Below are 24,427 nucleotides of genomic sequence, written 5' to 3'. Positions count from 1 at the left end.
ATCCTTTTTTTAGTTGATTTTAATTAATCAACTTTAGATAGCTCTCATAAAGTCACAAGGAATACGATTTTTGGGTTACAGCACTTACAATAAAACAACCTTTTTCGCTTTGATGGGTGCAGTTGGAAAAATGGCATTGACCAATTAAGCTAGCAAAACCGACAAAGTGTTGGGCTGCTAATTGTTTGAGGTTGGGAAAGTCAATTACATTAAAGCCAGGGGTGTCACAAATAAAGCCGTTTTGGAAGGGAAACATCACCGTGGAAGTGGTGGTGTTTTTACCGAACTGGTGTGCTGAAAGCGCTTGGATCGCTTGGTGAATTTGACTGTCCAAACGGTTAATAAGGCTAGACTTACCGACCCCTGATTGTCCCATGAATACACTAAAACGGTTTTGCAATTCTGTAAATAAAGTGAGAGGTAAATCAGCATTAGGGGCTGTAAAAAAGAGTTGGTAACCAAAGCTGGTTAGTTCACTTAAACGGGCTTTTTCAGCAGGTTCAAACTCAAGGTCGTTTTTAGTAATGACTAACACTAACCGTGCCACGTTTTGAGCGTGAAAATGGATTAACAATTTAAACAACTGTTGTCAGTTAATCTTGGGTTCAATTAGTGATTGGACTATTACTACCTGATCTACATTAACTACCTTTGGGCGCACCAGTGTGTTTTTACGCTCTTCAACTGCGACAATGACACCATTCTCAAGGGTAACTTTGTCCCCAACTAACAGTTTAAAATCGCGCTTTCACTGTAGTTTTTTCTGTGCAAAAGCAACTAGTGTTTGGTTTTCTACAAACACCTTAAACTGCTTTCCAAAGCGTTGAAATACTATGCCAGTTTTACGAATGGACAACTACCCCAGTAATAATAAAAAAGCTAACTACAGCAATTAAGAGTGCTAATAAAACAACAGAAAAAAAGATCAAAACACCCTTCCTTAAATACCACGGTAGGTAATTACTTACCATTAGTTCACGCATTTCGTTTTGTCCTTCTAGAATACGTTCGTGCACTGGTTTAATTAAGGTTTGCTCGGTTTGTCATTGCGCCAAATCAGCCAAGAGTTGCTTCGTGTCACTATACATCCACTTACTGTTTTCACGTTTAACAGCCGTACATTTAAAGACAATGTTTTCCAAACTAACCGGAACATCACTGCGCAAGTTTCCCATTAAAGGTACATCAAAGTTACGCGCCTTTTGGATGGTTTCCCGTTCTTTTTTAGGATCAATCGATTTATTGAACGGTACGCGTCCGACTAACATTTCAAACAAAATAACTCCTAATGAATAGATGTCATACTGAACTGTAGGGGGTTTACGAATCCGTTTGCCTTCTTTGTTGACAGTACTTTCCAACACTTCGGGTGTCATATAACTAACTGTACCAAACAACGAGTTTTCGTCCGTTAACACTTCAGTTTTCTCAGCGTTACGAATAACAGCGGAAGCAATGCCAAAGTCAAGCAGTTTAATGTCAGTCAAGTTACTCGTAAACAGGATGTTTTCTGGCTTTAGATCACGGTGAATAATTTGGTGTTCAAAACTGTGGAGGTAGTTAATTACTTTGACTAGCTTTGTAAAGTAGTACACCACCTCCTGCACACTAAAGTAACCCTTCTGGTTGAGCATTTCACGCAAAGAAGGACCATCAACATACTCCATTACAATCATCACCGTGTCCTCTAAAACGATCACCTGGTTTTCACTCAAAACGCTTAAACGGGGGCTAACTACATCAAAGGTTTGCACCAGATTTTTGTGTGACACCCGTGTCGTGGTAATGGTTTCATCCAAAAACTTCTTCCAGTTGTTGTCGTTAATCTTGTCGGTGCGTTGTACTACCTTTAACACCAACCGGGTAAACTGGCGCTTTTGCAGTGGACCAAATTCCTGGACGTGGAGGTTGCTCGCTAAAAACAGGTAAGAGTTCATCCCGCCACGGTTGATTAGCTTTTCAATCCGGTACTTGTTTTGGACAATGTCACCAATCTTTAAATTTAGTGCCATTGTTTTAAATTAATCAAGTTGAGCGTAATGTTGTCATTACTAGCGTTATCCAAGCTCAACTTTGCTAGTTGTGTAACGGCCTTTTTGAGGTTAGGTGCACTAGTAATGACCTCATAAAAGCAGTTGGGATCCAAGAAGTTGTACAGACCATCAGAGCACAACAGTAAAAAGTCCCAAGCGTTTACTACATCACACCTAAAGCTGTATTTCAACTGGCGTTCCTGATCTTTGGAAACGGTAGCAGTGAGGGCTAACAGCTTGTCTTTATAAGAGGCAATCACATCAGGGGTAGCGTGCATCTGTAACAGTTGGTTGTACAGGTTATGGTCTTCGGTAATTTGCAAGCTTTGGTAACTGTTAATTAAATAAGCACGTGAATCACCCACCCAAAAGGTTCAAATGTTTTGCTTACTTATAATACTCAACACTAAGGTAGTCGCCATTCGCGCAAACTGGACTTGGTTACGTTTAATTGTTTGAAAGTACTGTTCTAAGGTGCGCCGCGCTTCAATTAAAGTAATTTCAAACCACTGTTTCACTGCCCTTTCAGTTTGACTATGAAAATCAAAGACTGTAAAGGACTTGGTAAAAACTTCACTCACCAAGGCACTAGCCATCTTACCGCCCTTATAACCGCCTAAACCATCACAAACAAGGCTCATTAACTGACCAAAGCGGTTGAAAGTAACAACACTAAAGTCCTGATTTTCTTTGCGAACGGGTCCTTTTTTGGACAATGACGCGAACAGGTTTTGGTTGGTGCTGTCCATTAATTAAATTCAGCTAGTAAAATTGCTTGTAACTCCGCTAAGGTCTTGTCAAACTCGTTGTTGGTAACCACATACTTAAAGTGACCAATTTGTTGACATTCCTTCTCAGCTTGTTTCAATCGGTTTTGAATTGTTATTGCATCCTCGTCATTACGCTTCTTTAAGCGCACTAACAACTCTTCCATTGAAGGTGGTTTAATAAAAATTAGCACCACATCATTGGGATACTTTTGCTTAACTTGTAAAGCACCTTGATATTCAATTTCTAACACCAAGTTGCCACCGTTGTGAATAATTTGTTCAGCTTGGGATTTAAGGGTACCATAGTAGTTATCGTTATACATCGCTCACTCCACAAAGGCATCAGCAGCAATCAGTTTTTCAAACTCCGCTTTATCTTTAAAGAAGTAATCCACACCCTCAGTTTCGCTGTTACGCATTTTACGGGTGGTAGCGGAAATGCTGTAGCGCAGTTTATCTTTGAAATGGTCAATTAAACATCTAACAAGGCTACTTTTGCCAACACCGCTCGGTCCGGTAATGACAAAAATTCTCCCTGTATCGACCATTTCAATATTTAGAATAATTTTAATTTTACCGCAAATTAATATGGAATTATTGCCAACTAAAGCATGACTAGTGCTGGACGATGTTAAGGAAATTAACGAACCGACTAAACCAGTTCAGTTTCCCTTAGACCAAGCGAGTCTCGATTGCATTGCCAAAATGATGGCTTACGTTGATGCATCTTACAACGGTGATGCTGAGAAGTATGGCATTATTCCCGGCATTGGGATTGCCGCTAACCAAATTGGTTATTGAAAGCAAATGTTCTACATCCACCTAATGGATGGTGGGGTGGAACACAAGTGTCTGTTAATTAATCCCAAGATTATCAACTTAAGTGCCAACAAATCCTTTTTAAAGAGCGGTGAGGGTTGTTTGAGTGTTCCCAAAATGCACCAGGGTTATGTTATTCGCCACGAATGGATTACGATCACTGGTTTTGATTGACTCCAACAAAAAGAGATCACCATTACTGCTACTGGTTTATTTGGGATGTGCTTGCAACACGAATTCGATCATTTGCAAGGGCGGTTTTACTACCACCGCATTAATCCGCTAAACCCTTTGTTTACAAATAAAGAGTGGAAGGTAATTAACCCGGCTTTACCGTCAGATAGTGAATAATCTGGTCTTGTAAACGGTCGGAGTTACTCGACAGTGTTTTAATCACGCCGCGCACAGCCACCGAAATTTTGCCTGTTGTTTCACTAACAATAAAGACTATGGCATCACACTTTTCGGTTAGACCTAACGCGCTGCGGTGTCTGGAACCGTATGACACATCAATTAGTTGCCGTGTCATTGGGAAGTAAGAGGACACACTCACAATCTGGTAGTCCCGCACAATTACCGCTCCATCGTGAAGTGGCGACTGCTTGTTGTAAAAGATCGTTACTAACAACTCGGGGGAAAAGTCCGAAGTCACGCGGTAGCCAATATTGACGTAAGACTCGAGTGAGTCCTGGTTTTCAATGGCAATAATGGCACCAATCTTATCAGTTGATAACCTCAGTAAGGTTGAGGTCAAGTTGTCATAAAAGTTCTTTTGACTGGTAGTATGCTTTGATCTAAATAATCCAGTAAAGGTACGAATAACAAAGCTTCTAGTACGCTTGTTGAGTAAAACAAACAACAAGGTAAGCGCTAAGATTAAGAATAAAAGGACAAGGATAATAACCGAAAAGACTTCCACTGTCATCATTAAACCAGGGTTAGAATGGCGCGTTTCTGCACTGTATCAATTTCAGTCAGTTTCGCGGTTAACCTATCACCAATTCTAAAAACCTTGTTGGTGCGTTTGCCGCGCAACACCATCCGATCCTTTTCAAAGACAAAGAAGTCTTCGGGAATGGAGGTAATCTTAATAAGTCCATCAAAGTTGTTTTCATCCATTCGCATAAAGATGCCAAAACTAGTAATAGCGGAAATAAAACCGTGGAAAGTTTGTCCCACTTGTTTAGACAAATACAGCGTAGTTAAGTAATCGTTGGCAGTCCGTTCACAACCATTAATCTTAATCTCAGTATCGTTAATGGTTTCACAAATTTGTTCTAGCTCGGCGTTGAGCTGTTCACGCTCAGTGTCAGTAAAACGCTCTGGAGTAAACAGATTCATCCACAACAAACGGTGTACCGTTAAATCAGCATAGCGACGGATGGGCGAAGTGAAATGGGTATAGTGGTGTGAACCAATGCTAAAGTGTATCAGTGGATTAACAATGTAAAAGGCTTTACCTAGCGTTCTTAATAACAAGATGACAAAGATGTCATAGCTCGGGTTGTCCTTATTTTCCTTTAACCAAGCCGCAATTTGGGTGGAAGTGACCGTATCGAGTACAAAGTTTGGTTGGGTAATTTTGAGCTCGACAATGTTTTCCAACAACATTTGTAACTTCTTTTTGCTTGGTCGGGGATGCACCCGGTAAGGTAAGTGAACTTTGTGGTTTGTAAGTGTTCAAGCCACCGCTTCATTGGCAACCACCATTAGGTTTTCGATCATTGTTTCCGCCTTGCCGTGGGTGAGAAAACGGATCTCAATCGGGTAGTAGTTTTGATCAACGACTACTTCTGTTTCACTGTGAGATAGGTCAATAGTCCCCTTCTTTTTGCGCTGTTCAGCAATCAATTCGCTCAAGGTAAAACCAGCCTTTAAGCTCTCTAGTACTGTTGCACTTTCATCCTTTAGAGCATCACTGTCTTCCAGTCAATCATTAACTTCACTGTAAGCAAAGCGACGTTGGGAGACAATGGTAGCGGGATACACTTCACTAAAGTTTAAGCGTGCTTCATGATCAAAGTTCAACTCACACACCACCACATACCGCTTTTCATTTGGGTTTAAAGAACACAGCTCGTTTGATAAACGTTCTGGTAACATCGGTACCACATAGTATCCCGGGAGGTAAATTGAGCTTGTTTTATGACGGGCTTCAATGTCAAGTTCACTGTTGCGCTGCACATAGTAAGCCACATCAGCAATGGCAACATACAAAACAAAACCTTTGTCGGTGCGCTTGACGTAAATCGCATCATCCAAGTCCTTGGAAGTGGCGGGGTCAATCGTGACAAAGGCAAGTTCGGTTAAGTCCTTGCGGTAGGGCTTACTCTGCTCTTTTTCATCAAACTGTAACTTCGCTGCTTGTTGTTCGACCACATCATTCTTTTCAAAGACAATCGAGTGGTCTAACATAATCGCCTTGAGGTTAATTAACGGTTCATCGTTATTCCCCAAGATTTGCTGAATGGAGACTTTACACAGGTTATTTGCAGGATCATACTCATCAATTTGAAAAGCGACCTTAGTATTGCTCTCCAGTTCAGCTGGAACTGAGGCCTTATTGACAATCGGGGTGAGGTAAAAACGAGGATTGTCAGCAACAATGCGAAACTCCTGACCAAAATCGGAGTACTCAATCAAAAAGTTACCAGCGTACAGCACCCGGGAGCGCTTCACAATTTTGAGCACTGCAGCATCAAACTTATCACCTACCTGTGGTTTGTCGAGCGGACAGAATTCAACTAGATCACCATCCAGTGCTCCCGCTAGGTTGGAAAAATGGATATAGTACACCGTTTTGTCATCATCTAAGGGACGGACAAAACCAGTGTTCTTGTTACCTAAATTGAGAATGCCCTGAAACTTTTGATCCAATACCGGATCAGCTAGTTCATAGTTAATTAACAGCTGGTTTGTAGCACCACCCGACTTGCGAAAAATGTGTCATTCTAACAAGTCATCAATTGCTCTGTATACCTGTTGCTTTCCCGGAAAACCAGCTTGATTCTCCATCATCCTGACAACTATTCCCGGAGGAATAGGTTTGCCGTTCTCTTTTTTCACAATCGCGAAGATTCGCTTTTGTAAATCAGTTAATACTTTCATCTGTTAGATTTTAAAGCGCAAAATGAAAAACTAACCCTAAAATAAGAAAAAGCACTACTAAAATAAACATCGTAATTTGGAGAATTTTGACAATTCCGCGGTCTTTGGTTTTGCGAAAAATTTCCAAATCTTGACCTGAAAGCGAAGCAAGTCCGCCAGTAGAACCATGGTTGGATAGCAATAAACCGATGATTAAACAAAGGATTGCCATTACAAACATTACTATTTGAATTGCGTCCATGCTTTAATGTGTGTTAATTTTAAACTAATGCTTTAATTTTGGTTTAGTTTTTTTAACTTAGCGTTGAGGTGTTGAATTCCCGAACGGGTAATTTGCACTTTGTATTTCCTTTCAAAAAACTGGGCAATTTGTTCTAATGACCAGTCAGGATGGTCTAGTTTGACTAAACAAAAGCGCTGAAAGTTGAGCGATTGCTTTTTAAAGTCAGCACTGTTTATGAGGATTTTTAGCTGTTCCGCTGTGCTTGTGCTGGTCTTTAAAGTGCGCATTAGGTTAGCAATTTCTAAGTTACTTTTACGCACTTGTTCTAAGGCAAAATTTTTTTGCAATTGGTTTTCTTCAAAGGCTAGATAACCATCAAAAGCTTCGACTAGTTTAAAGAAGTCACAAATGGCCTGATAGCTTTTAACATAGACCAAAAGCTGGTGGCGCTTAGTGGTTTGTTTAAAAGGATGAAACAGCTTCATTAACTGTTTTATTTGCAGTTCGTTGTTAGTGCTAATTTGGAGGTGAAAGTTACTGGAATGGAGTAAATCGCTCACACTACCACCACTCAAAAAGGCACCAATGACATAGGCCTTCTGTAGCGGTAAATCGCTCTGAGTTGCATCAAAGGCTAACAACTGATCCACCTCTGTTTGCGAAGCCCTAAAACTAAACTCACAGTGAGTGCTCGTTTCGTGGATTTGAAAACTAAACTGGAGTGCATTGCTAAACAACGCCTTTAAAGTAGCAGTGCTAGTTTTAAAGGATCATTGACCAGTAGCGAGTAGTTTTAACCCGTTTTGAAAATAACCAGCTAAAAAGCTGGATCACTCTGTTTTAATTAAAGGGTTGGTGGCTAACTCGTGCTTAATCTGAACACTAAAGGACATCACGGATCGTTAACACCGCGATAATGCCGTCATTAATGGCAGTACCAATTTGACGGAAGTGCTTAGAACGACAATCACCTGCTGCAAACAGACCCTTTAAACTTGTTTCCATCTGTTCATTGGTAATTAAAAAACCCTGGGGATCTAACTTTAAGTTGAGGTGTTCCACCGGTTTGGTAATACTTTCAAAACCAATATAGGGAAAGACACAATTGAGATCTATCTGTTTTGTTGAATGATCGAGCGTGTTTTGAAGCACTATGCCGTTTAGGGTATTGTTACCCAACAATTCTTTTACGGTATAGTTCAAGTGAAAAACAACATTCGGTAAGTTTCTCAGTTTATTTAACGCCGTTTCATCAGCACGAAAGCCCTCACGGCGGTGGATTAAGTGCACCGTTTTAGCCATGCCAGCTAAATACAACGCTTCCTGAATGGCAGAGTTCCCCCCACCAACAACACCCACCACCTGGTCTTTGTACAAGGACCCATCACAAATGGCACAGTAACTAATTCCCTTACCGTAAAAGTGGTCTTCTTTGGCTACGCCCAGTTTACGCTCCAACATTCCCGTAGCGTAAATAACGGTTTTGGCAAACACCACAGTTTTGTCATCGAGGTACAAGATAAAGGTATCTGCTGCCTTATCTAACTTAATTAGGTTAGCATAGAAAAAGGTGGGCTCTAAATCAATTAGGTGGTTGTACATTTCCAACCCCAAGTCAGGTCCGGTAATTGACTTGTAACCCGGATAGTTCTCGACAATGTTGGTTTTGACAACCTTACCGCCGGGAGTACTACCTTCAATAATGGCTAGATTGAGGTTAGCGCGTTTGCCATAAATACCCGCTGCTATGCCAGCTGGCCCAGCACCCACTATCGCTACATCGTAAATAACCTGATCTTTAGTTAAAAAATCTGACTTTACTTTAAGCATTAATAATTTTGATGCGGGGGTTTAAATATTCAGAGCGCATTGCTACTATGAACTTATTGTTGTCATCATAAAAGAGGTCGTAGATCAGTAAGTTCTTAGTCTCATCATCCACACAGATTAAGGAGCTTTTGCGCTCTACCACAATGCCGTTGTAAGCAAAGTCCTTAAAGAATTGTTCCTGGAGGTTTTGCTCGCTAAAAATTTGGAGCACATCATCCTTGCCAAAGAAGCTAAGGTTTAAAAAATTCTTCTTGTTTTCATCAAATAACTTGGCTTCCAAACCCTTAAAGTTACCAAAGTCAACGCCACTGTCAATTGAGCTGAAAACATCACGGTCAACTTCGCGTAGGTGGTTCTTCATTAAGGTTGAGAGCTTAGCTCACTTGGGCAATTTGTTGTCCTGGGTTTTATGAAAGAAACTAAAACCAGCATTCTTAGCGACAAAGTAACCAGCATTACCTTTAGTGTGGCGAATTAGATCTTTACCTAAGAGGGTATTGAGGATAGTACGAATGAGACTTCTAGATGAAGCGAAACGAATTTCGAGCTGGCGTTCAGAGAAGATGCGGGTGCCAGCAGGCCATTTAAAGCTTTGAATTTTAAGGAGAATGTAACGGTAAATTATTTGACCTTTTTTAGCTTGCTCTTTCGCTGAAATCATGAAGCAACTTTTCAACAATTATAAAAACTTGCTGGGGATTGGCGCGATTGTGGGTTCTTTGCATAACTTGACCTATAATTAGCTTTTGAATTCGTTCAACTCGATCTAAGTTCTTAAGGATTTCACCCTCGTTTTCCTTAAAGATTTGTTGGATGATTTGCGTTAGTTGTTTTTCATCAGTTATCTGTTCTAAGTTGTGTAGTTTAGCCAGCGATTGGGGGTCTTGCCCATTGTCTAACATTAACTCAATTAACTGCTTTGCTTGTTTTTGGTTCACGGTGCCCTTCTGTACCATTTGGATTAGGATAATTAAGTGATCAATCGTTTTGTCCTTGAGCGGTTTTTGTAGCTTGTTGAGTTGTCCCATTAACTCAATGCACAACCAGCGAATGGTATCTTGGGGACTGTTAATGACACTGTTAATCTTGGTGTAAGCATTAAAAAGAGTCAGATCATCGACTACTAATTGATTTAGCTGCTCATTAACCCCAGCTTCCTTGAGCTTGGTAAAGAACTCAGTTAAGTTAAAGGCCTTGTTGGGTTTTTGTAGCAGTTCATCAATGTTACTGCTCATAATGTTGGGTTCAATGAAATAACGGTAATCGACTGAATTGTCCTTTTTACGCATGAAGACATTGGTATTGGTTTTGTCGTCATAAGTTAGGGTAACTTGTTGAACCGGTTCGCCTTTAATTAGTGCTTTGACTTGACGTGCTATTTCCAAATCAATTGCCTTTTCCACATTATTGAGTGAGTTAATGTTCTTAATTTCGACCTTGGTGCCAAAAGCAGTTTGTCCCTTTAAGCGCACTGATACATTACAGTCACTGCGCATCGAGCCATCTTCGAGCTTAGCGTTGGAAATGTTGTTAACAATCAAAATTTGACGTAGCTTTTGCAAGTATGCCTTAGACTGCTTAGCACTCTTAATCACGGGCGCGGTAACTACTTCAATTAGCGGTGCACCACAACGGTTAAAGTCGAGCAGAATTTGCCCATCGACAAAATGTTGCTTGGCAGTATCTTCCTCTAGGTGAAACCGTTCAATGATAATCCGCTGCGCTTTGTTGTTTTCCACAATTTCAACGTAACCGTTTTGCGCAATCGGAAAGTTTTGCTGGGTAATCTGAAAACCCTTAGGTAGATCTTGGTAAAAGTAGTGCTTACGGTCAAACACTAAGACTGGCTGTACCCGTTGCATGTTGAGCGCGTCAGCAAGGATTAACGCCTTTTGTACCGCCTGCTCATTGACCTGGGGCATGGTACCAGGCAAGCCCAAATCAATCGCGTTTATGAACTGGTTTGGTGTGGCGTTTTGCGCTTGGTTGGGCGCTGGGGAAAACATTTTGGTAGCAGTGTTTAAGACCACGTGTACCTCAATCCCAATAATTGCTTCAAAGTTAATCATCATGTTCAATTTGGAATAATTCCTCCAATCAAGCAGCTACTTGTAATAATTGCTTGTCGTGAAAGCAGTTAGCATTAACACTCAAACCAATCGTTTGGTCCTTTTGTTTGACCAATCAGGGAATAGTAATTGAAGGATTACCAGCAAAGTTAGCTAGTTGTAAAAAGTCATCCACGAGGTTAGTAAAGCTCTCACCCTTTTGCACCGCAGCTATTGTTTTAGTAAAGCCGGATGCACTAGGTGACACAATGAAATCCGCTTCTTTAAACAGGTTTAAGTAAGCATCAACCATTACCCGGCGGATCTTTTGAGCCTTTTCAAAGTACTTGGTAAAGTTATTCTTGTCAGTACCAAAAGCACCAATAATAAAGCGGCGTTTTAACTGCTCACCAAAGAAACGGTCGCGGTTGGCAGTAATTGTTTTGGAAAAGTCACTCGCTTGGTTGGGTTCAAACAATTTTTGACCAAAGACAATCCCAGTGAGATTACTGTAACAGCTCACCGCTTCACTGTAACTAATCAGCTTGTAAACTGGATCAATTACCTCTAGCAGTTCAAGCGGAAAGTGAAACGGAATTAACTCACAACCCTCCAAGGTAATTCTTTCCTTTAAGCTGTTTCACTTTTTGCTCAGTTCAATGTCAAACCATTCCTCTAGCGGTTTTAGATAACCTATCTTGATTTGCTTGTTGAAGGACTCTTTTAAGGACCTGGTAAACTTGCCAGCATCAGGAGATTTTTGAGCGGAAAAATCAGCTTTGTCATGTTTAATGATTTCATCACTAACAAGTGCTACATCATACACATACCGCGCAAAGATCCCGACATGGTCTAAACTAGGCGCGTAAGGATACACTCCGTTCCGCGATATCAAACCATAGGTGGGCTTAAAACCAACAATGTTACAAATGCTAGCTGGACGGCGTACCGAATCTCCCGTGTCCGTACCAATTGAAAAGGGAACAATGCCGCGCGCCACTGCATAAGCGGAACCGGATGAAGAACCACCAGGAATTAGGGTTTCGTTTCAAGGGTGGTGGACAAAACCAAAACCCGAATGGAGCCCCGTACCGCCTAAACCAAACTCGTCGAGGTTCGCTTTACCAACTAATAAAGCGCCACTGTTGTTTAGCAATTCAAACACAGTTGCTGAAAACGGCGGGATATAGTCTTCCAAAAACCTCGAACCACCAGTAGTAACAATTCCCTTCGTGGCAATGTTGTCCTTTAAAACAAAGGGAATGTTGTTGAGTGGTGATTTACTGCGGTTTTTGGGTGCTTGGGCTTGTGCTCACTCAACCGTATTTTTCAACAAAAAGTTACTCGATCAGTGTTCGTTAATTGCTCCATCAATTTGTTGTAATAACGGATTGATTGACGCTGGTTTTTTAGTTAGTGTTTGCTGGAGCTTTAAGATTTGCGATTTCACAACTATACTTTGACAAAGCCAACACTCATTTCCTTACAGTTGGCTAATAATTTTTCGGGATGCTTTTCCACTATTACCTTATCTTTACGCAGTGGCGTTGGTGATGTATTGAAAGGTGCGTACATTGGTTCCACACTGGTGGTATCAATGTTCATCACCCGGTCAAAGCTCTGGGTAATAGTTTTAAATTCGACCAAGAGCTTTTCCATTTCGCCTTCTGTCAAATCAAAGTGAGTGGCTCGTGCTAAGCGTTTTAACTCTTCTTGGCGCAACTGCTGGTGTTTACGTTTGTTAATAATGGGCAACACTACACTTTGCAAATCAGTAAAGCTTTGTTTTAGTGTTTTGCGTTGGTTTTTAGAAACTGCTGTTTTAAAACCTTTGAGCATTAGCGGGGTTAATAACAGCAGAATTGGATAGATCACAATAATGTCCAACAAGAAGATTACGGGAGCGAACAGTAAGCGTGCTAATAGTCAAAACTCGTATGTTTGACCAGTTGTTTGCGTGTCAAAGATCGGAATGAAGGCAATGTTGATCATCAACAAACTAGTGGAAGCTAAGGTGATTACATTCAAGATTAAATAGAACCAGTTTTTCTTAGTTAGTACAAACAGGGTAAACTGGTGATTAGCATGTTTGTAACTGCGGTAAAAGAAACGAGAGTGCTCAAAACTTAAGTGACGCTGTTTGACTAACCAAACAATGTACAACACCAGCATAGCAATAACTATGGCAATGGTAAAGTAGAGCAGAATGTTGGCGTACTGGGTTAACGAAAGCTCAAAGACAATTGGTGGTGCGTTAAATTTCAAGCGAAACTCTTCATCACCCTTAATCTCCTTAAGGTTATTACTTATCCCAAGCACAAAGAACTGGGTAATTAAAAAGGCGGCAATGACCATGCCAATCGAGAGCACTAGGTAGGCAAAATCCGATAAATTACGGTTGTGTAAAAGTGCTGTTGAAATTAAAACTTCACGCAGTATGCCAGCAATCATCCCGGTTAAGATGGCACCTAAAACATAACCAACGTTAAAAACCCCACCCGAAAAGATGACCGTTAAAAAGTCAATTGTGGCCGCGGAAAAAATGCCGACAATTGGACCAAACAACAGTCCCGAAATCTTTACAAGGATTAACTCCAAGGTGACCCGAAAACCAGGATAACCACGGAACAAAGCAGCGGCTAAACCGCCTGCTAGTGCCATTAACACTAAAACAATCGACACCGCCACAGCAATGATCATGGCAATCGTGGTAATGTTACCTACCCCAATTTTGGTAGTGTTTTTTGGATAGCGTTTAAAGAAAAATAAAAACAGTAGATTTTTGAATAAAAGGTAGCCCATAATGGCTACAAAAACAACCGCAAAGTAAATAAATCCAGAAGTGGAAATATCAGAAGTTAATGGTTGAGGTTTATTTATTAATTTATCCATTTTGGACTTTGCTTTGCAACTCTAAAACAAGCTTGCAAAGACGGTTTAAGCAGCTTTGCAGTTCTTTACATTGTAAAGAAAAGACTGCTCGCTGTGCTTTTCTGTTTGAGTACAAGCGGAATAAAAATCATAAGAAAAATAATGAAAAATGCTAAAGCTTTGTTTGTTGAATTAAAGACAAAACTTTACCAAAACAGTTAGAACTGGTACTGTACCTGGCCGTTAGTCCAATCAATTGGAGTATGGTTATGGTGCTTTAATCACTGGTTAATTTGCTTAAACAAAGCATCGGGATGATCGAAAAACTTCCGCCCGGTTAAAGGTGAGGGATGGGGGTAGGATAAACTAGCAAATTGGCTTGCTCCACCAATCTTTTTAAGAACAAAATTCTCGGTTTGTTTGCCCAAAAAAACGAGTAGTACATAGAGTTTTTGTGACAAGAGAAAATCGAGTAAATGACAGTTAAACTGCTCTCACCCCCAATTGCGGTGCGCATTGGTTTGAAAGGCATTGGTGGTAAAGACGCCATTTAACAACAAGATGCCTTGTTGTGCTCAACCCTCTAACAGTTGCTTCGTTCAGTGATTTTGACCTGCTAGTTCCGGATACTCTTGCTGCAAGCGCAGAATCATCCGCTTTAAGCTTTGTGGTAGTTTAGGGGCGTTAGAGGCAAACGAAAGACCACAAGCGTGTTGTGGATTAGGATATGGATCCTGACCGTAAATAATTAGTTTAGTGTTATTTGGTGCAAAAAAGCTAAAGGGACGAAAGACTTGAGAGGCTTTGGGAGTTAGCTCTTGCTCGACATTTTTTAGTTTAGCTAACAATTCTTGAAAATAGGTCTGTTTGGCTTCTTGCAAAATAAAAGCCTTCCATTCGCTTAAAACACCACTTAAAAACTGGTCTAAAAGTTGTTCCATTTGCTGCCTTTGCGGCTCAATGAACTACTTAGCTGTCAAAATAACAAAGTGGAGGTAGCTCGCTAAATCAACTACTGGCGGTTTAGTTGTACCAGTGCGTAGATCCAAGTTGTCCAAACTTTGACCCTTAAGCAAGTTCATAAAGCCCTGCTCTTTAACTTTAATTTGTTGTTTAACGTGCAGGGTAAACCACAGTTTGTCTTCGGTAAATTCAAACTTAGAACCGGGATAATCTTGCTTGGTAACAATACCGCTATCCAAATCACCATCAACGATAAACTTCATATCCATAGTTCCACTTCAAGATGTTGGAATCCCACCAATTGCAGCCCCAATTAGATATCAAAGACTGACATTATAGCTACCAGTGTACTTCAAGTTAATTTCAAAAGAATAGTTAAATGGTTTTACTTGTTTAATCTCAATTCTTTTTTGCTTGTTCCAATTAATGGAAGAATTTTTATTTTCATTCTGAACACTTAAACTTTTTAAGTTGAGCTTAATGTCGGTCTTACCAGAGAGCTCGTCACGCAATCACTGTGACATGTAAATTCCCTGAAAGCCAGCCACAGGGAACTGAATGCCATTCTTACCAAAAGCGTTATTTTTAGCAGTGGTATTATTTTTCTCTTGATTGTAGTACCAATCAATGGCAGTTCGAAAACCGGCAATTAAAAAGTTAAAGGTACGGTTTTGGTTGCGGAAGAAAGATGATTTCAGCGCCTGAATGAGTTCAACCTTTTTGGTAACATCCTTACCTTGTTTTAACCAGTACTCTTTAAATTTTTGTGCTGAAGTTAAGCTATCATTAAACTGTTGTGTTTCTGCGACATTCTTAACTTCTTCTTGGCGCCGTTTTTCCGCTTCTTGCTGTTCTTTTAATAATTGCTCGGCACGTTGTTTGGCCTCTTCTATTTCTTTTAAATGTTGTGCCAAAGCAGCTTGACGTTCCTTTGCAAATGGTGCAATAATATCCTGTTTGTACTGAGTTTTTGCAGCTTCTAGGCGTGGCTTAATAATTGATTGTGTTAGGCTCACTTGCTTTTGGATAATGTTTTCACCTAAAGCGGTTTTAGCAATTGTGGTTAAATCGTTAGTACCACTAGTTAACTTATTAACGCTGTATTTGTAAAACAACCCAGCCGTTAAATCACTACCTTGAAGATCAAAACTGTTTTGTAATTCTTGTAAGGTAGCGAAGTTAATCGTACTAATATTGAGCGCAAAATCTAAATTAGCTTTAGTGTCGTTATTTTGGTAAACAGCATGGAACTGCATTTGCACTTCAAAGCTGTAACGTACCTTACTCTTAATGACAATGTCATGCGTTTTAATCAGTTTGACTTCAAAACCACTTAAGTTTATTGATGCTAGCTGAAACTGTTCAAACAAACTAGCAACGTTGTCCGCTAACCCTAAACCTTTCGGGTTCAATACCGGGAAAAAGCCACTGCCCAAAAAGTCAAATAAGCGTGCTTCTACACGGGGAATTTGACTTTGTTCATTGACAGGGAAAATGTCATTAGCAGCTTTTATTTCCTTTTGCAGTTGGGGAATTGTTTCAAGTACACCAGTCAAACTCTGTTTTCAACCACTCAACAAGTTAAAAACATCGACTAAACCTAACTGGTTAACCGTAATTGGCTTTGTCTTGAACTTTTGCTGAAATAAAGCAAAGTTAGCGTCTCAGTCAGTATGCTCTGCCACTGCATTCAAGTCAGCATCACTAAATGCTTCACCGTGTAAATTTAAGAGGTGGGAGTTGTCAGATTGGTAACGCTGGCTAGTTGAATTGAACCTTAAGTGGCTTGGTTCTAAAACAGAACTGTGCGGTAAAATCGAGAAAAATGCAATTAGCGTGGGTAAAACGGTAAAACTACCGGTCAGGAACGCTCATTTTTGTCAGCGCTTTTTTGGAAATTTCAATTAAAGTAGTTAGAAGAACTAAATCAAATACTAAAAACTACTGGAAAACTAAAACTACAGGAAAATTTAACGGTTAATTTTAACTTTTAGCTTTAGTGTCTTTGCCATTTTCCTTAAAGATGGCTTTAAAGAAATCACTAATGCTAAGGCTACCAAACTGTTTTTTAGTTAAAGCAGCTTCGGAAACATCGAGGTGATTTTGGGTAATAGCAGCAACAAATTGATTGACTTGTTCCTGACTCTTTTGCAAGTCGTTGAGTAAATTGGTATTTTCGGTGTCAGTAGCTGCTTTAGTTAAGTCAGTAACATTAGTTCAATAACTACTGCTACTGCTTGGTGTCTCATTTAAATTAGCTGGGTACAAGAAGCTAAAACCGTTTGGCGTAGCGATCGTGCCTTTATTGGAATCACCATTGTTACCTTTTTCAACTTTATTAACTTCTGGTGTGTAAGTTAGCAATAGACTAAAGTTGTTCAATTGAAGCTTATAGTTTGTCTTTTTCAATTCCGTGCCCCACTTCTTTTTCCAAACTTGCTTAAGTTGAGTGGTTGTGGGTGAATTCTCAGTTACAAAATCGCCAAATTTAATTTCATTACCGTTGAAGCCAGTTTTAACAAAACTAAATTCAGCTTCAATATTTTCGACACTCACTAACTTTTGAATAAGACCACTAGATGGGTTTTTGTTATCACCACTTCCTTGAGTATTCATCGTACTCGATAAAGTAATCTTATCGCGCAAATCAATCTTTTTGTTGGTGTTTTTGGTATTTGTACTTGACATTTGCGCTTGACTTTTCAAGGTAACTGCTTGAGTGGTTTTTTGCGCCATTTGTGTTTGGGCGCTGTCAGTCAACTTAGCTGCATTAAAGCTAAGTGACTTTAAACCAAACCAAAAGTTGTTGTTGCCATCATCAGCGACAATTAAGTTATTAGCCAATGCCCGTTGTAACTCCGTTTCATCAATATCTTGACTAAAGGTAATTAGATTACTGCTTTTACCAATCGCTTTTAGAGAAGGTGTTACTGTGTTTCAATAAGTTAAAGCAGGTTTAATAATGCGGAAATTTAATAAGGAAGCAATGCCGCCGTAAAGTCGTTCAAACAAGGCTTCTTCCGGTTTATTCTGGTCAGCTGCATGAAAATCACCACTTTCACCTAATTTAATTAACCGGGTGGAATTGTTAGGGTCGTAAGTACCGGTGGAACGATTAGTTTCTAAGAAGTAACCCTTTTGGTTGTTGTCATCGTTAGATGTAGTAGTACTAGATGAACTACTAGCAGCCTTAACAGCAGTAGCTGTTTTCCCACTAATATCTTTTTTGATTGCGCTAACGGTCGTTTGCACAGGTAAATGAAAGGTTGATTGTGGTGTTGAACAAGCAGTGAACACAATCGAGCCTAACAAAAAAAGCGGGATCGATTTAACTGTTTTGTACTTCATAAACTAACTGTAACCATCAGGATTGTATTCCCGAACCCGAAAGGTAGAAACGTCACTTTGAAAGTCAAACTGTACTTTACCAGTCGGACCACTACGGTTTTTTTCCAAGATTAACTCCACTTGAAAAATATTGTTGTGACCAATTGCTTCTTGATTTTCACTGTCCTCATCCTTGACGCGGTGGATGAATAAAACCATGTCAGCATCCTGTTCAATCGAACCCGATTCACGTAAATCCGACAAAATGGGACGCGAATCTTTGCGTTCTTCTATTCTTCGAGAAAGCTGTGCAGCGGCAATAATTGGTACGTTAAACTCCTTGGCAAAGCTTTTAAGTGATTTGGAAATCATGGTGACCTCTTGTTGACGCGAAATGTTATAGCTGTTTTTAAATGCATTAACTAGTTGGAGATAGTCAATTACGACCAACTTAACGTTATTGGTTTTTGAAACTTCCGTGATTTGAGCACGAATTTCGTCCAACGTAATCGTGCTGTAATCAAAAATTTTAATAGGAAGATCGCGCAATACTTCTGATGCTTTAATTAAATCATCATACACATTAGCGAGCCTTTGACGACTCGTGAGTGTGTAATTTACCTGGCTTTCTAGCATTAAATGGCGCTGATAAATTTCACGGTTACGCATTTCTAAGCTAAAAAACAGCAACACATCCTTGTTTTTATCAAACTTTTCGCTGTCATTAACCGCGCCCTGCAAAAAGTTAATTAGAAGCGCTGTTTTCCCGCGACCTGGACGCGCTGCTACCACAATTAACTCACCCTCTTTTCAACCAGAGGTTAATTGATCTAAAGGGTAAAAACCACTTTTAAGCCCTTTTACAGTTAATTCACCACGGTACACTTTGCGAATTAACTCTTCCTCTTCACGACCAATTTCGTCATAACTCAAACCGGGAATAGAAACAAAGGCGCTGTGAATAATCTTGGTAAAGTCGTTTTGAATTGCTTGTAAATAGCCCTCAAAACGGTCATCTTTGACCTTAAACTCTTCCTTTTCAACCTTTTTGGCGAACTGTTTAAGTTGGCGAAAAATCGAAGCTTTTTTGACAACATCAACAAAGACCTTGATGTCCCTTTCCAAAAAGGGAAGACCTTTGAGTAAAACGTCCTCAAATAAACCTTCAATTTCCCTTTGTGTTTTGGAATCGGTATCCAGCTTAAACTTAACGGCCTCTAAAAGCGCCGAACCAAACAACTTATTGCCCTCAGAATAGTTTTCCTGTGCTGTTTGAAAGATAAAGTTAAACGGAAAACCAAAGAAGTCCTTCGGTTCAAGCTTGGTTAAGATTAAGTCCACACCAACGGCATCTTGTACTAAAGCTTGCATTAAAACACGCTCAGCACGTTCAATGTTCTTGTCGTTGGCAAACTTAAAGGTCTGTTCAAGCTTATTTGACACCATTATCCGGGGTTACCTTAACTTTTAAAACTGCGGTTGTATCTTCAAAGATGTGTAAGGTAATCTCGTGATCCCCAAACCCTAAGCGCACGTTGTCTTTAAACATAAACTTTTGCAGCGCCATCCCTTTAGTGTGGGCTTGGTTAATAATTTGCTTGGTAATAATCGAGCCATATGGCCGACCGTTGTGCTCCTTTAAGCTAAAGTGGAGTTCTGTTTGTTCAATTACTTCCTTTAACTTGTGGCTTAACGCCTTGTTAATCTCATAGTGTTCTTGTTGTTTCTTTAAGAACAAATCACGGTCTTGTAAACTCTTTTTCGTTAAAGGTGCAGCCAGTTTTTTAGGAAACAAAAAGTGGATTGCATAGCCATCTTTAACATCAACCACATCAAAGCGTTTGCCTAGGTTGCTAACATCTTGCTTCAAAATTACCTTCATAACTAATCTTTTACAAACGGAACTAAGGCTAAGTAACGTGCACGCTTTAAGGCCTTGGCTACATGGCGCTGATGCATTTGGCAGTTACCAGTAATCCGGCGTGGGTTAATCTTAGCGTAGGGACTCAAGAAACGCTTTAACGCTTCTAAATCATCAATTAAGTCAATTCTAAGTTGACCAATGGCACAAAAACGGCAGTACTTTTTAGAACGCTTAAATAAAGGACGTACCATTCTTTTGCCTTCTTCTCTGTTGAAGGTTGTTTCAGTTGTAGTTTCAACTTCTTTTTGGAAATTATCGTGTTCGTTATTCATCATCACTCTCCTCCTCTAGTTGGGAATCGTTGTTTAAAATGGGGTTAATGTCATCATCTTCATCATCCAGACTAATCGGAAATGCTTGGGCTAATTCATTTTCAGTAGCATTGGTTTTCGCTGCTAAAAAGGGTGAATCAATTACCGTAGCCTTATCAACAGGTTGCTCTAAACTGTTTTCCTCATCGGGACGGTAAACCTTATCAGCGATAACTTGGAGCGCGTAAGTGGCCTTCGAATTGGGATCATCACTGCGGTTGTTCATCTTGTAAGTGGACAATCTCCCCTCCACAAAAACACTGTCACCGGGTTTTAAAGTTAAAACAAAGCTAGCAACTTTACCCCAAGCAGTAATCCTAATATAGGACTTACTGTCATTAAAACCGCTCGAATCAATGCACGCTAAGGAAAAGGACGCGCCAATATTGTTGGTACGGGTTTGCAATTTATTAGGATCAAACGAGAGCTTACCAAATAAAAAAACGCGGTTCATTATTGCTTATCCTTAAAGCGGTTGTGCTGACGGTTGCGGTTGCGGTCAAAACGGTTATTGTTATTGTTTTGTTGGTTTTGCCGTTGGTTAACGTGTTCCGCGTTAAAGCGTTTGAAACGTGGGCGGTATGGGTTGGCTTGAACGCTGTCAAAGTTTCCCATCTTTTGCACCACATCCCACAGCTCTTCCTTTGGTTTTTGTGCCTTTTCAGTACGTGATAAGCGTGGTTGGGTGGAAGCTAAACCTGATGTTACTGGTACATCCGGGTTTTCGGGGTTGTTTTCCCGCGCAATGATTTCGTCATACTTAGCGCGTTTTTGCAGTGCCAGCTGTTGCTTTTTTGGATTTATCGAAGCTAAGTAGCCGTACTCACGTTCTAAGTTAATAATCAGTTCACGTAATACTTGCTTGTTAATGTTAGCGGTACGCTTAAAGTCCTTCGTGGATTGGTTATCACCACTAAACTTCCATCGGTAATAATGCGCTGAGAGTTGTTTCTTAATTGGGTATGCCAACTCCTTTAAACCAAGGTATTCTGTTTGCAAACCCTCAACGTTGGTTAACGTTTGCTGTTGTTTTTCATTCACTTGGTTAGCTTGCTCTAACGAGAGCGAACCATCAACTAAAAGAATAATGTTGTATTGCATCGTAACTTTATGGGAAAACTAAATATAAAAGTAAAGATTTATGCCTATCTATTTTGCTATTTCTTGGTGGCAATTATCTCATTCACCACACTCTTAGGGGTTTCAGCGTAATGGCTAAACTGCATCACATAGTTACCCCGACCTTGAGAGAAGGAACGTAAATCAGTGGCGTAACCAAACATCTCTTTGAGTGGTACTTTGGCCTTAATTACCTGCACGTTATCACGTTGTTCAGTCCCCTCAATGAGACCTCTTCTCGATGATATGTCACCCATGGTGTCCCCAAAGTATTGTTCTGGCACCGTCACTTCAATTGCCATAATTGGCTCTAACAGTACCGGACTACATACCTTGCCCGCCTCTTTTAAAGCTAAGGATGCCGCAATCTTGAAGGCCATTTCACTCGAATCAACTTCGTGGAACGAACCATCAAACAAGGTAGCTTTGATGTCAATCATCGGATAACCAGCTAGCGGACCTGATGCCATAGCGTTTTCCAAACCCGCTTGCACTGGTTTAATGTACTCACGCGGAATCCGACCACCAACAATCTTGTCGACAAACTCAAAGCCCTTGTCCTTGTTTGGTTCAAAGCGAATCTTGACATGACCATACTGACCGCGGCCACCCGATTGTTTAATGTATTTACCCTCAACTTCACTTTCTTTATTGAAGGTTTCACGGAAGCTTACTTGTGGTGCGCCCACATTAACTTCAACCTTAAACTCGCGGCGCATCCGATCCACTAGGATGTCTAGGTGCAATTCACCCATTCCCGCAATAATCGTTTGCCCAGTTTCGGGATCAGTGAAGGTCTTAAAGGTCGGATCTTCTTCCGCTAACTTCGAGAGTGCAATCGACATTTTTTCCTGATCTGCCTTGGTTTTTGGTTCCACCGCTAAAGAGATCACGGGTTGTGCGAACTGCATCGCTTCTAGTTGGACATCAATCTTGTCATCAACTAGGGTTTCTCCAGTAGTGGTGTCCTTTAATCCAATAATAGCACAGATATCACCAGCACGAATTTCCTCGATTTCATTGCGGTTCTGCGCGTGCATTTTTACCAAACGTGATACCCGTTCCTTTTTGTTCTTTCTTACATTCTTAACGTAAGAACCGGACTTAAGTACTCCGGAGTAAACGCGGACAAAGGTTAAACGTCCCACAAATGGGTCAGTCGCTACCTTAAAGGCTAAACCAACAAACGGTGCATCATCACTAGCCGAGATTAACACCTCATTGCCATCTTCACCATAAGCCTTGGCTTGCGGTACGTCAACTGGGGAAGGTAAGAAATCTACTACAGCATCCAATAACAGTTTGATCCCCTTGTTTTTAAAGGCAGAACCACAAAGCACCGGGAAGAACTGACAACCTATTACCCCTTTGCGGATACAGCGCTTGATGTCGGCAATACTAATTTCCTTACCTTCAAGGTAATCAGCCATTAACTGATCGTCAAAGTTAGCCACCTCTTCCACTAGGTGCGCACGCATTTGTTTGACCTGATCCTTAAACTGGTCGGGAATTGGTTTTTCCTCGGCCTTTTCTTCCTTACCACCATCAAAGAAGTAAACTTTCTCTTCAATCAGGTCAATAATGCCGTTAAAGTCGTTTTCCGCACCAATTGGTAATTGGATAGGTACCGCCTTTACTCCTAAGCGCTGTTGAATCGATTGTACAGAACGCTCGAAGTTAGCCCCCGTTTTGTCCATCTTATTGACAAAGATAATCCGGGGCACTTCGTAACGCGATGCTTGGCGTCACACCGTTTCGGTTTGTGGTTCTACCCCCATTTGAGCATCTAACACAGCAATGGCACCATCAAGGACACGGAGACTGCGTTCTACTTCTACGGTAAAGTCAACGTGACCGGGGGTGTCAATTAGGTTTAAGCTGCAGTTCTTCCAACTAACTGAAGTAGCTGCGGAGGTAATCGTAATACCGCGTTCCTTTTCCTGCTCCATCCAGTCCATCACGGACTCCCCGTCATGGGTTTCCCCAATCTTGTGGATTCGGCCTGAGTGAAATAAAATTCGCTCTGAGGTGGTGGTTTTACCCGCATCAATGTGGGCCATAATTCCGAAATTACGGAAGTTAATTAAATCTACTGTACGCGCCATAAATAACTAACTCTATTCTCTATTACCAACGCATGTGGGCAAAGGCCTTGTTGGCTTCAGCCATCTTATGCGTATCGTCCTTCTTTTTAATGGCTGCACCAGTATTATTCGATGCATCAATAATTTCGTTAGCAATCTTCTCTAACATCGTTTTTTCATGACGCTTACGCGCAAACATTGCAATTCAACGGAGTGCTAGAGCAATCTTGCGGTCTTGAGGTACTTCGGTAGGTACCTGATAGTTGGATCCCGCAATCCGCCGTACCCGGAGTTCCAAGCGCGGCATCACGTTGTCCACAGCGCGTTCAAACACGGTTAAGGGTTTTTCTTTAGTGCGTTGTTCAATGAGATCAAAAGCACCGTATAAGATTCGTTGTGCTAAACCCTTCTTGCCATCTTCCATGATGACGTTAATAATCCGGGTTACCAGCGTATTGTTAAAAACGGGATCGGGTAAAACAGTCCGTTTGGGAGCACGATTTTTTCGCATATAAAGTTAATTGATTGAGTTAATGTTTTTCGTAAAAAAAGGAATTTAAGATATTAGGACTTGGCTTTTGGTTTCTTAGCCCCGTAAGCTGAACGTTGTTGACGGCGTTTTTCCACACCAACAGTGTCTAAGGTACCACGAACAATGTGGTAACGCACACCAGGGAGGTCTTTCACCCGACCGCCACGGAGTAGCGTTACACTGTGTTCTTGGAGGTTGTGTCCTTCACCAGGGATATAAGCCAACACCTCAAAACCGTTAGTAAGTCTTACCTTGGCATATTTGCGCAAAGCAGAGTTCGGTTTTTTTGGAGTCATGGTACCAACCCGGGTACACACACCACGTTTAAGTGGTGAATACACGTTGGTTACCTTTTTGTTGAGTAAATTGAGGTTGTAATGTAAAGCGGGTGATTTAGATTTAACCTTCTTCTTTTTCCGCGGTTTTCTAATTAATTGTGCGATTGTAGCCATAAAGACAGCGCGA

At 40.7% G+C, this 24,427-nt stretch carries 25 protein-coding genes; 1 reads left to right on the top strand and 24 read right to left on the bottom strand.

The window, feature by feature from the left end; all coding sequences use genetic code 4:
* Nucleotides 1–19 precede the first annotated feature (19 nt).
* From rsgA to gmk, 4 genes are read right to left on the bottom strand one after another with little or no spacing between them, the layout of a single operon-like run.
* Nucleotides 20–856 (bottom strand): ribosome small subunit-dependent GTPase A, encoded by an 837-nt coding sequence (rsgA, locus tag F539_RS01385; protein ID WP_010874606.1) that lies wholly within the window; start codon nt 854–856, stop codon nt 20–22.
* On the bottom strand, nt 843–2,012 hold the full coding sequence (locus tag F539_RS01380; RefSeq protein WP_014325417.1) for a serine/threonine-protein kinase: 1,170 nt from the start codon (nt 2,010–2,012) through the stop codon (nt 843–845). Before F539_RS01380 ends, rsgA begins: the two co-directional genes overlap by 14 nt.
* Nucleotides 2,003–2,782 (bottom strand): PP2C family serine/threonine-protein phosphatase, encoded by a 780-nt coding sequence (locus F539_RS01375; RefSeq protein ID WP_010874604.1) that lies wholly within the window; start codon nt 2,780–2,782, stop codon nt 2,003–2,005. Before F539_RS01375 ends, F539_RS01380 begins: the two co-directional genes overlap by 10 nt.
* On the bottom strand, nt 2,782–3,501 hold the full coding sequence (gmk, locus tag F539_RS01370) for a guanylate kinase (RefSeq protein ID WP_010874603.1): 720 nt from the start codon (nt 3,499–3,501) through the stop codon (nt 2,782–2,784). Before gmk ends, F539_RS01375 begins: the two co-directional genes overlap by 1 nt.
* Here gmk and def point away from each other — a divergent pair.
* On the top strand, nt 3,392–3,973 hold the full coding sequence (gene def / locus F539_RS01365; RefSeq protein ID WP_014574917.1) for a peptide deformylase: 582 nt from the start codon (nt 3,392–3,394) through the stop codon (nt 3,971–3,973). The genes gmk and def overlap by 110 nt on opposite strands.
* On the opposite strand, the gene cdaM is transcribed toward def, so the two are convergent.
* The 20 genes from cdaM to rpsL all read right to left on the bottom strand — a co-directional run bounded on the left by cdaM (nt 3,942) and on the right by rpsL (nt 24,414).
* On the bottom strand, nt 3,942–4,550 hold the full coding sequence (gene cdaM / locus F539_RS01360) for a diadenylate cyclase CdaM (protein ID WP_010874601.1): 609 nt from the start codon (nt 4,548–4,550) through the stop codon (nt 3,942–3,944). The genes def and cdaM overlap by 32 nt on opposite strands.
* Nucleotides 4,550–6,730 carry a ribonuclease R gene (gene rnr, locus F539_RS01355; protein WP_014325416.1) on the bottom strand — a complete coding sequence of 727 codons (2,181 nt, stop codon included), beginning with the start codon at nt 6,728–6,730 and terminating at the stop codon, nt 4,550–4,552. The genes cdaM and rnr overlap by 1 nt, the downstream gene beginning before the upstream one ends.
* A gap of 10 nt (nt 6,731–6,740) precedes the next feature.
* A complete protein-coding gene (gene secG / locus F539_RS01350; protein WP_010874599.1) occupies nt 6,741–6,971 on the bottom strand; it encodes a preprotein translocase subunit SecG in 231 nt (76 codons plus the stop codon).
* A gap of 32 nt (nt 6,972–7,003) precedes the next feature.
* Nucleotides 7,004–7,846 carry a DNA-binding protein WhiA gene (whiA, locus tag F539_RS01345; protein ID WP_010874598.1) on the bottom strand — a complete coding sequence of 281 codons (843 nt, stop codon included), beginning with the start codon at nt 7,844–7,846 and terminating at the stop codon, nt 7,004–7,006.
* Nucleotides 7,836–8,783, bottom strand: coding sequence for a thioredoxin-disulfide reductase (gene trxB / locus F539_RS01340; RefSeq protein ID WP_014325415.1), 948 nt, complete (start codon nt 8,781–8,783; stop codon nt 7,836–7,838). Before trxB ends, whiA begins: the two co-directional genes overlap by 11 nt.
* Entirely contained in the window at nt 8,776–9,444 is a 669-nt protein-coding gene (locus F539_RS01335; RefSeq protein ID WP_010874596.1) for a GntR family transcriptional regulator, read from the bottom strand. Before F539_RS01335 ends, trxB begins: the two co-directional genes overlap by 8 nt.
* A complete protein-coding gene (gene gatB, locus F539_RS01330; RefSeq protein ID WP_014574916.1) occupies nt 9,419–10,852 on the bottom strand; it encodes an Asp-tRNA(Asn)/Glu-tRNA(Gln) amidotransferase subunit GatB in 1,434 nt (477 codons plus the stop codon). Before gatB ends, F539_RS01335 begins: the two co-directional genes overlap by 26 nt.
* Nucleotides 10,845–12,281 (bottom strand): Asp-tRNA(Asn)/Glu-tRNA(Gln) amidotransferase subunit GatA, encoded by a 1,437-nt coding sequence (gatA, locus tag F539_RS01325; RefSeq protein ID WP_010874594.1) that lies wholly within the window; start codon nt 12,279–12,281, stop codon nt 10,845–10,847. The genes gatB and gatA overlap by 8 nt, the downstream gene beginning before the upstream one ends.
* Before the next feature lie 2 nt (nt 12,282–12,283).
* A complete protein-coding gene (gene gatC, locus F539_RS01320) occupies nt 12,284–13,723 on the bottom strand; it encodes an Asp-tRNA(Asn)/Glu-tRNA(Gln) amidotransferase subunit GatC (protein ID WP_053344057.1) in 1,440 nt (479 codons plus the stop codon).
* Nucleotides 13,724–13,920: 197 nt separating this feature from the next.
* A complete protein-coding gene (gene ung / locus F539_RS01315; protein ID WP_010874592.1) occupies nt 13,921–14,643 on the bottom strand; it encodes a uracil-DNA glycosylase in 723 nt (240 codons plus the stop codon).
* Nucleotides 14,644–14,667: 24 nt separating this feature from the next.
* Nucleotides 14,668–16,569: a DUF240 domain-containing protein gene (locus F539_RS01310; protein WP_014574914.1), complete on the bottom strand. Its 1,902-nt coding sequence runs from the start codon at nt 16,567–16,569 to the stop codon at nt 14,668–14,670.
* Nucleotides 16,570–16,648: 79 nt separating this feature from the next.
* Nucleotides 16,649–18,013 (bottom strand): MG095/MPN233 family lipoprotein, encoded by a 1,365-nt coding sequence (locus tag F539_RS01305; RefSeq protein ID WP_014325413.1) that lies wholly within the window; start codon nt 18,011–18,013, stop codon nt 16,649–16,651.
* A gap of 3 nt (nt 18,014–18,016) precedes the next feature.
* On the bottom strand, nt 18,017–19,438 hold the full coding sequence (locus tag F539_RS01300; RefSeq protein ID WP_014325412.1) for a replicative DNA helicase: 1,422 nt from the start codon (nt 19,436–19,438) through the stop codon (nt 18,017–18,019).
* Nucleotides 19,425–19,874 (bottom strand): 50S ribosomal protein L9, encoded by a 450-nt coding sequence (gene rplI / locus F539_RS01295; protein ID WP_010874588.1) that lies wholly within the window; start codon nt 19,872–19,874, stop codon nt 19,425–19,427. Before rplI ends, F539_RS01300 begins: the two co-directional genes overlap by 14 nt.
* A gap of 2 nt (nt 19,875–19,876) precedes the next feature.
* Nucleotides 19,877–20,191 (bottom strand): 30S ribosomal protein S18, encoded by a 315-nt coding sequence (gene rpsR / locus F539_RS01290; RefSeq protein ID WP_010874587.1) that lies wholly within the window; start codon nt 20,189–20,191, stop codon nt 19,877–19,879.
* Nucleotides 20,181–20,681, bottom strand: coding sequence for a single-stranded DNA-binding protein (locus F539_RS01285; protein ID WP_010874586.1), 501 nt, complete (start codon nt 20,679–20,681; stop codon nt 20,181–20,183). The genes rpsR and F539_RS01285 overlap by 11 nt, the downstream gene beginning before the upstream one ends.
* Nucleotides 20,681–21,328 carry a 30S ribosomal protein S6 gene (rpsF, locus tag F539_RS01280; RefSeq protein WP_010874585.1) on the bottom strand — a complete coding sequence of 216 codons (648 nt, stop codon included), beginning with the start codon at nt 21,326–21,328 and terminating at the stop codon, nt 20,681–20,683. Before rpsF ends, F539_RS01285 begins: the two co-directional genes overlap by 1 nt.
* 56 nt (nt 21,329–21,384) lie before the next feature.
* Nucleotides 21,385–23,451, bottom strand: a complete 2,067-nt coding sequence (fusA, locus tag F539_RS01275; protein ID WP_010874584.1) for an elongation factor G — start codon at nt 23,449–23,451, stop codon at nt 21,385–21,387.
* A 22-nt stretch (nt 23,452–23,473) separates the two neighbouring features.
* Nucleotides 23,474–23,941: a 30S ribosomal protein S7 gene (rpsG, locus tag F539_RS01270; protein ID WP_014325411.1), complete on the bottom strand. Its 468-nt coding sequence runs from the start codon at nt 23,939–23,941 to the stop codon at nt 23,474–23,476.
* A 53-nt stretch (nt 23,942–23,994) separates the two neighbouring features.
* The gene (gene rpsL / locus F539_RS01265) at nt 23,995–24,414 is read right to left on the bottom strand and encodes a 30S ribosomal protein S12 (RefSeq protein ID WP_014325410.1); all 420 of its coding nucleotides are present in this window, start codon (nt 24,412–24,414) and stop codon (nt 23,995–23,997) included.
* Between the last annotated feature and the right edge of the window lie 13 nt (nt 24,415–24,427).

The organism is Mycoplasmoides pneumoniae FH (assembly GCF_001272835.1).
GTDB classification, from domain to species: Bacteria; Bacillota_I; Bacilli_A; order Mycoplasmatales; family Mycoplasmoidaceae; genus Mycoplasmoides; species Mycoplasmoides pneumoniae.
Note: the sequence above shows the minus strand (reverse complement) of the source record. Positions and strands in the feature narration are given on the sequence as shown.